A 15,094-nucleotide genomic window follows, 5' to 3' on the forward strand; every position below is an offset into this window, starting at 1 on the left:
AGGTTTTCGGGTCCCGGATGCAAATTAACGGAATATTAGAAACGCATGCCTACAACAATGTAGGGTAACCAACCTTCGCTGGACCAACCTGCCAGGGCACGCACCACGACCATCTGCGCCGGCGCAAAGAACAGGCCTCCGCCGACACCATTGTGCCATTTACCCGATTTCTCGCCATCCTGCCATACCCGGCCTATATCGTAAAAGCCTACCATACCCATCACGCCGGGCAGTACATAACCACCGACATCGGCGATTTTCACCCGCAACTCGAGGTTGTTGTACACACTATGGTCGCCGGCGAAACGGTATTGCCGGTAGCCAAGCAGGTTTTCGTGACCGCCCAAAAACACCGATTGGTAGAAGGTAGTTTTACCCAAGGTTACCGCGCCTCCGAGCCTATTGGCCAGTACGATGGTACTTCTGGCGTTGAGTGGTTTGTAAAAGGCCACCTCTGGTATGATCTGCGCAAAAGATTTCGAGTATTGGTTCACCCCTTTGAAACCTTGTATGCGTACGTTGATGTAGGAACCCCAGGTGGTCAGTACGGTATTGTTTCGCTTGTCGCGGATATAATTCAGGATAATACCGACATGTGATTTATCGTCGGCGATGGTCGCACTGTCATACGAACCGATAGCTGCCGTGTTCTCGATGAAACGGCCTTTATTGCCTTCATCGTCGAACCGGTAGATCTGTGCGGCTGGGCCGATGGCGAGACTGCTTCCCTTGGTGGTACCCCAACGCAGCGCTGCCCAGGCCTGGTAGGTATTGAAGCGGGTGCGGTAGTAAGTACGGAAGCCATCGATCTTATCAAACTCCGATTCATTGCCGCGACCAAAGAAGTTGATGGTATTATTGGGCGCTTTGATGATGGCCTGGGTGATGATATCAGCCTTGCCCAACGCCTGGATCCACTCGCCCCGGTAATCTACTTTATAGGCTTTGGTAGAAAAGGAATGGGATACCAGCAATTGCTGCAGGCCCGAATATTGTGCCACTTTGGTGTAGGGCTTTTTACGGAAACCCTGGCGGCGGATATGGCGGAAGCCAGCTCCCAACAGGAAGCCATCATCTACGTTGAGCCCGATCGTACCCAGCGGCTGGGTGACATTGTACAGGTCGACGGGATTGAAAGACGTAAAGGCACTATCGTTGGAAGAACGTTTACGCAGGCGGCCGGCATCTCCATAAAAGCTGGTATTGTCTGTACGGTTGTACAATTTGATACCTCCTTTGCCATCGACCGCCGTATAGGCTTTCGTGCCTTCACCACCTACGACGCGCAGACGTATTCCGTTATTAGTATTGTTGAAGCGCACACTGTCGTTGCCTTTGGCCAGGTAAAGCCTTACTTCTTTGGTATCGGCTGGGTCGAAGGTCTTTTTGAAGAGCTGGTCTTCTGTTTTGCCGCTCTTGGATAATTTATTGACCTGTACCGTGATGCCATTGTTCGGAGCATCTGTGATCTCTACCAGCTCATGTTTATCGGTCGCTTTTACATCGACGATCTTATTGATGAAATGGTAGTACTTGTCCATGGCTTTGGGCAGGTTGTTGCGCCGGTCTTTCAGGATACGCAGAAACTCGTCGTGGCGCAGCTGGTAGGCCGCTGCCGGCAAACGCTTCAAGCCTTCTTCCAGGACGGAGTCGGTGACCTGGGCCACAAACTCATTGGCAATGCGCATCCAGTCTTCATAACTGAACTGTACGAGGAACCGGCCATTGAGGTAACGGCTTTCCCACAGTATGCCCTGAATGTTGTGGTAGTCGCTTTCAAATCCCTGCAGAAAAGGCAACAGCCAGTTCCATTTGGCGATGCCGGGGATCACGCCGTTGTTGACGTAGAAGACCTGGTCACGGTCACGCGGTACGGCGAGGTATTTTTTCCCTTTACCATCTTTCTCCGGGAACCAGCGCCACTGGTCTTCGTGGCGATCCCAGTCGCCTATGAGCAGGTCGAGCATACGCGCCCGGAGGTAGGCCGTGCTATCGAAGCTGTTGTCATTGTCTTCATCTACTTTGCGCCGCATCTTGGGGGTATTGTCGGAATCACCGAGTGGCTCCCGCAGTTCCAGCAAACACAAGGTATTGGCGAATGTATTGGAATAAATGCCGAGGGCAGTATCCGGCGCTACGTAGCCAATGATGGGCTCAGCATGTGGAATACCCAACTGTTTCGCTATTGGCGGTACGATCACGGCACCGTAAGGATAATTGGAAGACATGTTGTCCGATAGCAGGTCCTTCACAAAAGTTCCGCGCAATTCCTCGGGCAACAACACATCCGGATATTTCTCTACGCTGCGCAGGGCCCACTCTTTACCTTCTTTATCGAGCAGGCGTAAGGATTTCGACTGGTGGCCACCACCCAGCCGGCTGGGTGTCAATCCACCTTTTATTTCCGAAATACGCAGCACCGGGAAGGTGGTAGGTGTGGCATAATCCTTCCGGTAGTTTTCACCAAAGAGCCAGCGGTGGAATCGGCCCACGCTGTCAAACCGGGCTACGGGTGCCATTGTAATGCTGTCTGACGGGATAGCCTTGATGGCCAGTTGCTCCTGCTCTTTTACTTTCACATACACCTGTGTATAGGAAAAGGCAGGTGTTACTCCTTTTTCGGTGGCTACATAATAAGTGAAACGAAGGTTGTTGTTGAGTAGCAGATCGGCAGTCACAAAGCCTGATTGGCTCGAAGCATACAAGGCGTTCTTGCCTTTCCTGGCATAGTTGCGCTTGGCTCCTGCCCCACTCACCACCTGCACTTCATTGCTTTTGATGAATTGCAGGCCATGTTCATGTCCGGCGGCATAAACCAGGTTGGGTATCCGGTCGGCGACGGCACTCACCTGTTTGATCATCTCTTTGTACCAGGGGTGACCCATATCTTCGGGATTGACAATCGTTTTACGAAGGATGGGATACAATGACCCTACAATTGGCAGGGGGATGTACAGGTTCTTATTGATGGCTGTAAAGGGAAACAGGTGATCCACGATAGAATAATAGCCGCCATGGTGGCCATAGGATTGGAAGGGGTGGTGTGCGGCCAGCAGGATCATTTTATACCGGTTCTTGTACAGCAGTTCGATCAACTTAGCCACCACGTCTTCCTTGGTACGGCATCCGCAATCGGCCGCATTGCTGCTTTTATCGTAGGGGAATAACCACCATTCGCTGTCGAAGGCGATGATCGCCAGGTTGTCGCCCAGGCTGATCTCCTGTGGATCGGGGCAGCCATTCGGTGGCAGCATCTTCAACAGGGAGTCGTTTTGCTGTTCCAGGAAACCTGATTGGGCCTGGATCTTGGCGAGGCCTTTGGATCCCATCCTGTCCCAGTCGTGGTTGCCTGGTACAAAATAAACGGCAGCGCCATTGCTGCGCATGGGAGAAAACTGCGACCGCAGGATATTTTGCGTGCTTTCTTCTTCTTTGGAGCCCGGCAAGCCCATGCCTTTAGGGTAGATATTATCACCCAGGTACATGACGGTCGTCTTTCCTTTCTTCACCATCTCTGCCGCCATGGGTATCACGTGCTGCTGCTCCTGGCTGATCTCTCCGGCATCGCCAATGAGTATCACCCGGTGTACTATGCTATCCTGTGCCTGCGCCACAGAGCCAGATAAAAATAAGATAAGTGTGTATAGCTGTTTTTTCATGGTCAGTTAGTTCGTTTATCGTAGCGTCTTACTGTTTTGTTGTTGATTTAACTCGGAGATACTGGTAGATGGCTTCTTGTGAGCGGACCTTCTCCCCTTCGCTTTGTACCGGGTGATTCTGCAGCCTGGCATCCAGTTGAACAGCCTGTACATTGTCACTCAGTTGCAATTGCAGGATATGTTTGACCTCTTCCTGGATGTCCCGGTCATACACGGGGAAACAGACTTCAATGCGCCGGTAGATATTGCGATCCATCCAATCGGCGGAACCCATGTACAACTCTTCCTGTCCGGCATTGTGAAACAGGAATACCCGCCCATGCTCGAGGTAGCGGTCAACAATGCGTTTTACGGTGATATTTTCGCTCAGTCCGGGTAACCCGGGCATGAGGCAACAAATACTGCGTACCAGCAGTTGTATACGTACCCCTGCCTGCGAAGCTTCGTACAATTTGGCGATGAGCTTTTTCTCTTCGAGGTTATTGAGCTTGATGGTAATGGCAGCAGGTATGCCTCTCTTCGACAGGTCGATCTCACGGTCGATGAGGTCGAGGAATACTTTCTGCAGGTTGAACTGGGCTACCAGCAGCTTATTGAATTTAAGCGAAGCGCCGGCGATCTTCCTGCGCTGGCTAAGTAGCTGGAACAATTGTTCCATCTCTTTCAGCATGGCATAGTCTGCCGTCAGCAATATATGATCGGTATAGAAACGTGCTGTACTTTCATTGAGGTTGCCGGTGGCGAGTAACCCCGCGTAATACACCCCGATCTTATCCTTTCTTTTCACGAGGGCGATCTTGGCATGCACTTTCAGGGAGGCATCGGAATAGAGGATCTTTACGCCGGCATCTTTCATCCGCCGGGCCCAGCGTATGTTGTTGGCTTCATCGAAGCGGGCTTTGAGCTCCACCAGTACGGTGACCTGCTTGCCATTCTTTGCGGCGCTGATGAGGGCATGCACGATCTTCGAATCATCGGCTACGCGGTACAGTGTCACATAGATCTCGGAGACTGCCGGATCGATGGCCGCTTCATTGAAGAAGCGTAATACGGTATTATAGGACTGATAAGGGGGATGCAGCACAATGTCTTTGGCGGCAATGGCATCAAAAATAGATTGGCTACTGGCCGCGACAGCCGGGATGATCGATGGCCAGGCCGGATACTGTGGTACCTGGCTATTGAACGGCAGGGACGCGAGGTCTTTCAGGTTGTGGTAAGTGCCGCCGGCTACAATACTGGCATTGGTCAATCCAAACTGCCGGATCAATGCGTCGAGGCAATCTGCCGGAAGCCCGGGCTGGTACAGGAAACGGGTGGCGAATCCATAATCCCGTTTGCTGATCTGTTTCTCGATCTTACCCGCCATGTCTTCTTCAAAGTCGTCGGTAAGCTCCAGTTCGGCATCACGGGTGATCTTACCATTCCAGGCGCCGGTAATCGTAGCGTCACGGAAAATGGCCGGCAGGTGTTGCCGGATAATATCTTCCAGGAAAACGATATAAGTTATGCCATTGGCAGTAAAAGCTTTGAAGCGGGGCAGACTGTCGGAGGGTATGTTGACAATAGCATATTCCGTTTTTCTGCCGGGCAACTGCAGGCCTGCCACGAGGTACAGCTTGTTGTTGGCTGGAAAGAAATCGGGCCGCAGGCTGGACAAGAAAACGGGTTGCAGGAAAGCCAGTACCTGCGTAAAGAAGTATTCACACAACTCGGGCAATATCTCCACCGGTAGTGGTGTATTATATAATAGCCTGAGCTGGTATTGCTCCAGCTGCGGGAGTATACCGGCAATGGTTTGTCCATACAACTCCTGCTGCCGGTGTATGATCAATTTGGCTTCTTCAAGTGCGCCGGTATAAATAGGTTCTTTCGCGGCTTTCGATTTATTGATCTTCTGCAGTGCCATCAGGGCGGGCATACGCACGCGATAAAACTCGTCGAGATTGGAAGAATAGATAGACAGGAACCTGATCCGTTCGGCCAGCGGCACCGTAGGCCGGCCGGCTTCCATCAGTACCCGCTCGTTAAAAGAGAGCCAACTGAGATCCCTGCTGAAAAAATCGGTTGTATGCATACAAAATTATAACCTGTCGTATTATTCAACCAGGCATTGTGACAGTGCTACTGGTCCTGCCGGTTAGGTGACTTCGCTTTCAAACCAGGTCCCCCAAAAGTATTGTCGGTATTATACAATTGCAATTGATAAACAAGGGCTACACTTGTACAATTTACCGTTGTTATTGATCACGGTTGCACGTTTTATGCCATTTTGTTGCCCGATAGTCAAAAGTAAAAAGAATCGCTAATATGTAAACAGGAAAGGGCCACTTCCTAAGAAGGCAGCCCTTTTTTTACCCTAACCTAAACAACCAACTACTGTAACTCTGACCGGATTCTATTGTATTGCCATTGCTCTGATGTAGAACAAAGATACTTCGACAAGCAGGGTCAAGTCAATTCCTAAATAAGGGTAAAAATTGTAAAAATCATTTGTAGGCTGCAGTACAGGCGGGCATACGCTTTCCAGGCCATTGCTGCGTGTCAAATCAGCGGGCCCCTCACAACACAATAATCCCCTCTGTCTATCGCACGGTCAATTCCTTCCTGAAATCGGAGAAACTGGAGCCCGCGACATTCTTGAAGAATTTGCTGAAATGGGCTACATCATCGAAGCCCAGGTGCCAGGCAATTTCTTTCATGCTGACATCCGAATAAGCGGCCTGCCGTTTGGCTTCAAGTATGATGCGGTGCTGGATATGGTGGCTGGCCGGAAAGCCGGAGACTTTCTTGACGACTTCATTGAGGTAGTTGGGCGTCACGGCCAACTGGTCGGCATAGTCGGCGACCATCTTTTTGGAAGTATACTGCTGCTCGAGCAGGGTAAGGAACTTCTTGGTAAGGTCTACGTTGCGTGGCTGGTGTACATAGGCTTCTACCCCTTCGAACTGACGCGTGAGGTAGATCAGGAATATCTTAAGGAACCCGCGCAGTATCTCGGACCGCAGCAGGAAGAAGTTGGAAAACTCCTTCATCATCTTGACGACGATCTCGCCCATGTCTTCTGCCATTTCGGGCGACACTTTGATCACGGGTGAGTGGGAGAAGGTATAAAACAAGCCGGTATTGAAGAGCAGGTTGACATTGTCTTCGTTGGCCCCCAGAAAATCGGCGGTGAAAGAGATTACATAGCCATCAGCCGGGCCAGTTACTTTCAATTGGTGAATCTGGCCGGGTGTAAGGCAATACACGGTATCGTTTTCCAGCTCGTACCGGTCAACATCGATATAATGCACGCCCGATCCATGCTTGATCCAGATGATCACAAAATAGCTGTGGCGGTGTGGTACTTCGTTTTGCTGGAACCTGTTTTGGGCGATCCAGTCCATGGTATGGATCTCGAACGGTACATTAGCCACAGATTTCCCTATTTCCAATACTGGGGTGATCGCCATGAATGCCTGGATTTAGGGGATGAAATTAGGAAAATTCAGCGCATGATGGATAAGACCGCGATGGGCGCCGCTTTGTTGTTTGTACAAGTTGAAAATTGGCTTTAATTTCAGGCCCGGTTTGTTTAACAAATGACGTATTTGACTATTTCTTTTACAGGCATGGCGGCAATACCCGTATCATACCGAACAGACTAGTAATTATGAATGAGCTGCAATTAAGAACTGTGAACGTGATCCGGTACGTGACACCGCTGCGGGAAGGCGGCTCGCTGCCAGCTATCGCCGAGGCCGACGATGAATTTCTGTATGTATTGAAATTCCGGGGGGCAGGGCAGGGTGTAAAAGCCTTGATCGCCGAACTGATCGGCGGAGAACTGGCCCGCAGCCTGGGGTTTAGAGTGCCCGAGATCGTATTCGCCCGGCTCGATGCGGCCTTTGGCCGTACGGAACCCGATGAAGAGATCCAGGACCTGCTGAAGGCAAGTGTGGGCATCAACCTGGCGTTGCATTATCTGTCGGGTTCTATTACCTATGACCCTGCTGTCACCAAACTGCCTGCACGGCTGGCTTCCGAGATCGTTTGGCTCGACTGCCTGCTGACCAATGTAGACCGTACTGCCCGCAATACGAACATGTTGATCTGGAATAAGGAGTTGTGGCTGATCGACCATGGCGCTGCGCTTTACTTCCACCATAGCTGGACCAATTGGGAAGAACAGGCCAAACGTCCCTTCGCCCCTGTCAGGGATCATGTGTTGCTGCCACAGGCCAGTGAGCTGGAGGCCGTGGATGCCACTTTCAAACCGTTGCTGACGGAAGAACGTATCCGCAGCATCGTGAACCTAGTTCCCGACGAATGGCTGGAGACTGGCGCGGATGAACCAGCCGCTGCCCGACGTGAAGTATATGTACAGTTTTTATTAACCCGGGTTGCCTCCTCTTCCCTATTTGTAAAAGAAGCACTACATGCAAGAACAACATTTATTTGAATATGCGGTGATCCGCGTGGTGCCGAGGGTGGAACGGGAGGAATTCCTCAACGTGGGGGTAGTGCTGTACTGCAGAAGGCCAGCTTTTCTGCAAGTGAAATACACGCTCGACAAGGATCGGCTGCGTGCTTTCTGCCCGCAGCTCGACATCGAGGAAGTGCAAGCTTACCTGTGCGCTTTTGACCATATCTGCCAGGGCATAGCGGCCGGCGGGCCCATTGCCAAACTGGATATGGCTTCGCGGTTCCGGTGGCTGACAGCGACCCGCAGCACCATTGTGCAAAGCTCGAAGATCCACCCGGGCTTTAGCATCGATCCACAAACAACCCTCAACAGATTGCACGAGAAACTTGTGCTGTGAACTATACGCTAATCCCTTTAACCCCATCACATGAAAAGACTTCTGTTATCAATCTGCCTTTTGGCGACTGTATTGTCAGTGTGCGCGCAAGAAGAATGGAAGGAGGCCAGTAAAGAGAGCCAGGCTTATCATACTTACAGTATGCAGCTGACGTTTCCCCCTTTCAGCCTGAAAAAGGTTCAGACACTAGTGAAGGCTATCGAATTTAAGGACTCAGAGAACAATGATGGTACTGAAATACTGAAACAATCAGAATACCTGAAACTAACCCAGCGGGAGAAGTTTACTTACCATGCGATCCATGCCGAAACCTACAACCAGAACTGTGACGTCATGCCACCCATTCAGGACGAACACAAGAAGATATTTGGTCAACTGTCCGATCCTTTTGGTGAATACACCTGGGCAGAGCGACAACGCCAATTCTTCCGGTCCAATAAAGACTCCGTGATGGCCTGGATCAAGGAAAGCGTTGGTACCGGTAAAAGGCTTGGCCTTAATCTTAAGCACATTGTCGTCGAGATCAATGCACGGGAAATGATCCCCTTCCTGATCAGCAACTACAATAGCAATAAGAAAGACCATGATATGCTGACTGTACTGATGTTGCTTATGAAGAACAACGAATACAAAGTATTCATGGAGTCGCTCTCCTATAAGAAATTGTATGCTCCCGGCACCACCTATGATGGCTTTTTGATATTCAATGCTGCCAACGAAGAGCTGATCATCAAGCGGGCGACCGACTTTTACAATGAACTTCCGAAGTAATATTGTTTTGTTGTGGCTACTGCTACTGTATGCCTGGAGCGGCCAGGCACAGTCGTCTGTGGCTGCACCCTACGTTGTAATTCCCGGTGGACTGTATATTGTTGGTAAAAAAGGCCATGGCATCAATCCTTACCGGACAGTAAAGCTGTCTGCTTTCCGGATTGCCCGAAAAGAGACGACCAATACCGAGTTTGCTGCCTTTGTAAAAGCGACCGGCTATATCACCGATGCCGAGCGCCGGCACGATGCGCTGGTATATCGGCCTGGACTGGCCGAGTTTGAATGGCACAACGACTCTACGGCTAACTGGCGCTATCCCAACGGCATTACATACGGAAGCATCGACCACAAGATGGATCACCCGGTGACCTGTATCAGCTACCAGGATATCCTGGCTTATTGCCGCTGGGCCGGCGTTAGGTTGCCTTCTTTGGATGAATGGGAAGTAGCCTGCCGGGCCTGTACCACTACTGACTTCTCCTTCGGAAAAGATACCAGTTTGCTGCGCCAATATGCCAATACCTGGCACAGGACCGACCACCTGGTACCCGACAGCTCGGATGGTTACTTGTTTACCAGCCCGGTGGGAAGTTTTGCGGCCAATCCCTGGGGACTGTATGATATGTATGGGAACGTATTTGAGTTTTGCAGCGGTAAAACGAAGCTCAACCATAAACCTACCGTGGTTCATGCACGGGGTGGCTCCTGGTGGTGCAGTCCCTTCTCCTGTCATTTCTTCAACAGCTACGACATTGGCAGCGTATATCACCGCGCCTCTTTCAGCAACCAGGGCTTCCGGGTCGTATATCCCGCCGGACACAACAGGGCGCCACGTTGACGGCTTTATCGGCGACTCAAACATTGATCTGGTTACTGACCAATCTTAAAGCGAAGCACCGCTTCTCCCCCCAGCTCGATCTGGTCGCCATCCTGGAGATGATGGGCGATACCGTACATATTGAGCATTTTGATGCGATCATCAACCGTGTGTACTTTCACTTTGTTGCCACTATCGGGCAGACCGCCTTTATCGGGATACAGCAGGTATTTGTTCTGTTTGGGATCGTACACGATATATGCGTGGTTACGGCTTACGTGCAGGTTGGCTTTGCCAATCCCTTCATCGTAGCCCGGCTCGCCGCTGGCGAGAAAGACAATATCATTAAGCTGTACTTTGCCGGTGGACAGTTGGGGAGAACGGCTACGGCCAATATTAAAGCGTAGCTGTATGTTCGGATCTAGCAGGTATTCGAATTGTTCTGCCTGACCCACCAATATCTGCAGCATCGCCGTGGTGAACTTCTCCTTCACCTGATCACCGGCACGCGTCACTTTGATACCGTATGTGCCGTGCTGGATGCACTCTGCCGGCAATTGATCTCGCACCAGCTGGTATTCAAAAAACCAGTTGGGTTCCAGTTGTATGAACTGATTGGCCAGCTTACGTTCCAGGTATTCGGCCTGAAAAACCCCGGGCTTGTCTGCATACAACGCAATCTTCGCCGCCTCTTCCTGCTCCTGATCAGCACACAACACATATAGCCGCATGCCGGCCAGTGACATACCTCGTTCATCCACATAGGGCTTCAACGCCTGTATGATGAATTTGGTGATCGCTTCCCGTTTGATGGGCGTCACGGGCATTATGGTATTGGCGGGTGCGGGTGGCACCGTATCTGTTGTTGTGGCGGTTTGCGTTTCTTCCGGCTCATCTTCCGTAAGCCCAAAGCTTTTCTTCAGTTTGTTGATCAGGCTTTTCATTGTACTACTTTTTATAGGTGACCGGTCATTGCCGGAATTAACTAAAACGATCCCATATAGTTTCGCCGTTGTAACACTTTGGCAATGGTATTGGCCAGTAATACCGCGTTGGCAGAGCTTTGCCCTTCTTCTATTCGAATACAGGCAACCGTGTACGAAGTATTAGCCGCGTTGGGCGCAAAGAATACATACCAACCGTCCGAGAGCTTTTCACCGCGCACAATACGTTCCGGTGTACCGGACTTACCAGCTACACGGGTGTCTTTGATCTTCAGCTTACCGGGTGTGCTTGACTGCTCGATCATGTACTGCCGCAGGATCGACGCATAGGCCGTATCCTTTGCTACCTGTACGGGGGTAGCTGCCGGCACGTCGGATCCGGTAGCCCGGATCACATACCGCGAAGGCTGCAGCACACCGCCGTTGGCGATACTACCTGCCATCCGCGCCATCGAGGCGGGTGTGGCTGTCAACACACTCTGTCCCCAGGCGAGACCAGAGAACTCACTTCTATACCGTTTGGTGGTGCCTGCATACTTCGGGTTATTGTATTGCTTGCGGTCCTGATTCAATACGGTACTGCGCCAGGCAGCCAGGTCGGCCGAAATCTGTAATCTGTCGGCGGTATTGTTGTAATTGTACCCTCCCCGTTGTGCGAGGTTCATACCGGTCGCTTCATACAGGGTGGCCATTTCCTCTTCGAGGTGTTGCTCATTGGCCAGGCGAATGAAATAGATATTGCTGGAGTTGATGATCGCTTCGCGCATATCCACGAAGGGTACTTTCGGAATAAATGGTTCCTGCTCCCGTTTGTTGTCGCGGAATATCTCGTTGCGGGTGATGTCCGTGTATTTTACTTCTGTAGCTGCCAGGCCCATTTTATTAAGGCCGGCCATGGCTGTCAGTATCTTGGCCGTAGAACCTGGTGCCGTAGCATAGGTCATCCCCAGGTCTCTTTCCGTAACCGGCATTTCGAGTCGCAGTCGCTCCCGGTCGGGCAGTTCCATCAATTCGGGCGATTGCAGGTTGGGCAATGGATACAAGGCAGACGCCAGTATATCGCCAGAGACGGCATCCAATACAACCACCGACATACGCCGGTTTTTGAACGCACTGTTCGCCAGACTATCCTGCAATTCTACCTGCAAGGCAGCATCTACCGACAGGTATATGTCCCTGTCTTTGTCGCGGATGGCTTTGATGGTTGCCTGGTTGCTGTCGATGCCACTCTTCAACCCTTCTACCAGGGCCGTATAGTCATAGCACACCATGGGTACAGCCTTGTAAAATGGTTTGGTGAATCGGTCGGGTTGGTATTGTGTGTAGACCGAATCCTGTATCTCGCGACTGATACCAAAACCACGCAGGGCCGTCAGGTGACGGGCTTCTGCGAAATAACCATTGGCCTGCCCCCAGAAGAGGCGGGTATTGTAATCGCCCGTCCAGAAATACAGTTGCGAAGCAAAAGGATAAAACCGGCGAACCCGTTTGTGCACGAGGTCAGACAAATCACTGGCTTCCAGTCCTGCTTTCTTCAGCGAATCCAGGTGACTGGTCAACACCTCGGTTTCGCTGGTTGCTACGGGTAATCCATACCGGTCGTATACATTGCCCGCTGCCAACAGGCGCATCAGTTTATCGATGCGGGGATTGTAACTATAGACGGGTATGCCATTGCGCATCACTACCCGCGCCTGCTTCACGATGTACTGATCGCGCTGCAACACCTGGATGGTGAGCACCTTGGTCGCGAGCGCCACGATACCCGCGAGGAAGAATACAATGCCTGTTGCCAGTACGGGATCATAATAGCGTTGAATCCTTTCGCGCTGCACCTCCTGCCCTTCCCGGGCCGATATGCCGGCCACGATACCCATGGCCGCCAGGTTGATGATCAGCGATATCTTACCATAGCTGAGAAAGGGCACGGCGACGCCAGTCAGTGGCAGCAACCCTATAGAGCCCCCTGCGATGATCAGCAACTGAATACCGATGGTAATGGCGATGCCGGCGCAGAGATAAAAGGTGAAAGGATGGCCTGAGCGGCGTGCGATCAAAAAGGTACGATGGATCAGTACACCGAATAATAAGAGAATAGCCACCAATCCGAGCCAACCCAACTCTTCTCCGATACTGGGCAATATCATATCGGTATGAGAGGCGGGCATGGTGTTGGGGAATCCCTTGCCGATACCCTGACCGGTCAATCCACCCGACGACAGTGTCCAGTAACTATGGGCGAGGTGATCACCACCAAACACATCGTTGTTCCATTGGCTGAGCCACATGGCTTTGCGGTCGGCCAGGCGTTGCCCGATACCTGGCACCCGGTCGCCAAAAGCGAAAGCAGCGATCACCAGGATGATGATCACCGGCGCATCGGCAATGGCGGCGAAAGCACCATACCATTTGGTACTGCGCAGATGACCTTTGGCCAGCGAAGTGACCAACACGAGCAGCAAGGCCGTCGCCGTGGCCATCCAGCCGGGTAGCCACAACAACAATAAACCATACACGACACCAGCCAGCACCGTGAGCAAGAGGTTGCCGCGGGCAATGCTATAGAAGAATAAGAAAGTAAAACACACCACCAACGCCGGCCCCATATCGCCCATCATCAGGTACAAGCCGAGGATGGCTGCTATCCCTGCGAAGACGCCCCAATTGACCAGGAAGCGCCAGCGTATATCCGAGTAATTGCGGATCCCTTCTTCATTGGCGGCAAAGAAGGCTGCCAGGAAAAATAACAACAGGTATTTGGTGATCTCGCTGGGTTGGAAGGTGAGTCCCGCCAGCTGAATATTGACCTTTACACCGCTGCCTTCCGGTCCGGTACCGATCGCCAGGGTCAGGAGAGCCAGTAGTATCGCGAGCGCCAACCAGGTATATCCCTTGTGCTGGTAGATATTCTTTTGCCGGAAGTTGAACAAGGGATCGAACCACCAACGGGCATACCATTTACCGGGATTGAACGAGGCTAATATGGTGTAGGCTGCCAAGCCCGCGACAATACCTTGCAAGGTTTGGAAGGCATGCAAAGAATCCGTGAGGGGATTTTGTATGCTGAAGAGTGTAAGCACTGAGATACCACACAGCAACAGCAACACCGGCAGCAAATAGCCGTCTGGTTGTTTCTTACGAACAGAAAGGATCAGTTGTACCAGCAGGAAAGCCAGGATGAGGCCACCGGCAATGATCTGGAAGCTGGTGCGAAAGTCGTCGGGTGTGCGCACGATCAGGGCGCCATCTTCCTTTAGCTGTCCATATACGATGGAGCCGATCAAACGAAGCTTGTGCGGCTTTGCGGTGAAAGCATAATTGGCTTTGCCATTCAGGGCGCTGGTGCCTTTGCGGCTTCCGAATTCAAACCCTGGCTTGAGCGGCAATACACTGTAGCCGGAATCGCGGTACAGTCCTGCAAAGCTGAACCTGCCCTGAGCATCGGTACGTGCATACCCAATGATACCTGTCAGCGAATCTTCTTCCAGGGAAGGGATGTGTTGGCGTAGTTGCACCAATACCCCCGCCATTGGTTGATCCTGGTTCAGGACCAGGCCACTCATCTCCTGATCGCCGGTACCGATGGTTGACTTACCCGCAGTAGCCGAGGACACGCCACTCATTACGCCGGCATTGGTGGCACCCGAAAGCTCCTGTACATATAGTGCTGAATCGAAGCCCAATCTTATGCGGGAGGCACGTAGCCTGTCGGCAAAGTCGACGCCACCAATGGACGGTTTCCAATCAAGGGGTGCTGTAATGGCAAAAGCCCCTTTATTGAGGGCCCCCAGGTTGTCGGGCTTACCGATAGCCAGTAACCGTACTGAAAGGGTATCGACCAATAACTCCGCGTCTTTCGGATCTGAGAAATAGCTGCCGTCACCGATCACTTTTCGCAGGCGGTCACGATCCATGAATGGATCGAGCGTTACGGCTCTGCCTTCCAGTAGCAAGGTATCGGTGCGATCGAGCTGGGGTGCAAGGGCTTTGTACAATTGAAAGAAGAGCAACAGCAAGACAAGGGCGGCGCCGCTGAGCAATAACCAGCCTTCTTTGCGTTGTTGTTTACCCGTGTATGTTACCTTCTCGGCCATGTAG

General features: G+C 51.8%; 9 protein-coding genes. 4 read left to right on the plus strand and 5 right to left on the minus strand.

Annotated elements, in window-relative coordinates:
- Positions 1–35: 35 nt before the first annotated feature.
- The 3 genes from P2W70_RS04840 to P2W70_RS04850 form a co-directional block, all read right to left on the minus strand.
- Positions 36–3,659: a BamA/TamA family outer membrane protein gene (locus P2W70_RS04840; protein WP_276480307.1), complete on the minus strand. Its 3,624-nt coding sequence runs from the start codon at positions 3,657–3,659 to the stop codon at positions 36–38.
- A gap of 28 nt (positions 3,660–3,687) precedes the next feature.
- Entirely contained in the window at positions 3,688–5,736 is a 2,049-nt protein-coding gene (ppk1, locus tag P2W70_RS04845; RefSeq protein WP_276480308.1) for a polyphosphate kinase 1, read from the minus strand.
- Between the two features lie 508 nt (positions 5,737–6,244).
- Positions 6,245–7,114 (minus strand): AraC family transcriptional regulator, encoded by an 870-nt coding sequence (locus P2W70_RS04850; protein WP_276480309.1) that lies wholly within the window; start codon positions 7,112–7,114, stop codon positions 6,245–6,247.
- A gap of 200 nt (positions 7,115–7,314) precedes the next feature.
- On the opposite strand from P2W70_RS04850, the gene P2W70_RS04855 reads away from it, so the two are divergent.
- Genes P2W70_RS04855 through P2W70_RS04870 form a run of 4 tightly spaced genes read left to right on the plus strand, consistent with a single transcriptional unit; the run spans position 7,315 to position 10,073 of the window.
- Positions 7,315–8,103 carry a HipA family kinase gene (locus P2W70_RS04855; RefSeq protein WP_276480310.1) on the plus strand — a complete coding sequence of 263 codons (789 nt, stop codon included), beginning with the start codon at positions 7,315–7,317 and terminating at the stop codon, positions 8,101–8,103.
- Positions 8,081–8,464, plus strand: coding sequence for a DUF3037 domain-containing protein (locus P2W70_RS04860; RefSeq protein WP_276480311.1), 384 nt, complete (start codon positions 8,081–8,083; stop codon positions 8,462–8,464). The genes P2W70_RS04855 and P2W70_RS04860 overlap by 23 nt, the downstream gene beginning before the upstream one ends.
- Before the next feature lie 30 nt (positions 8,465–8,494).
- Complete coding sequence (locus tag P2W70_RS04865) at positions 8,495–9,235, plus strand: hypothetical protein (protein WP_276480312.1); 741 nt, start codon at positions 8,495–8,497, stop codon at positions 9,233–9,235.
- Between the two features lie 10 nt (positions 9,236–9,245).
- Positions 9,246–10,073, plus strand: coding sequence for a formylglycine-generating enzyme family protein (locus P2W70_RS04870; protein WP_276480313.1), 828 nt, complete (start codon positions 9,246–9,248; stop codon positions 10,071–10,073).
- Positions 10,074–10,105: 32 nt separating this feature from the next.
- Here P2W70_RS04870 and P2W70_RS04875 read toward each other — a convergent pair whose 3' ends face one another.
- On the minus strand, positions 10,106–10,996 hold the full coding sequence (locus P2W70_RS04875; RefSeq protein ID WP_276480314.1) for an FHA domain-containing protein: 891 nt from the start codon (positions 10,994–10,996) through the stop codon (positions 10,106–10,108).
- A 41-nt stretch (positions 10,997–11,037) separates the two neighbouring features.
- On the minus strand, positions 11,038–15,090 hold the full coding sequence (locus tag P2W70_RS04880; protein WP_276480315.1) for an FtsW/RodA/SpoVE family cell cycle protein: 4,053 nt from the start codon (positions 15,088–15,090) through the stop codon (positions 11,038–11,040).
- Positions 15,091–15,094 lie beyond the last annotated feature (4 nt).

Source organism: Paraflavitalea pollutisoli (genome assembly GCF_029360705.1).
Lineage (GTDB): Bacteria > Bacteroidota > Bacteroidia > Chitinophagales > Chitinophagaceae > Paraflavitalea > Paraflavitalea pollutisoli.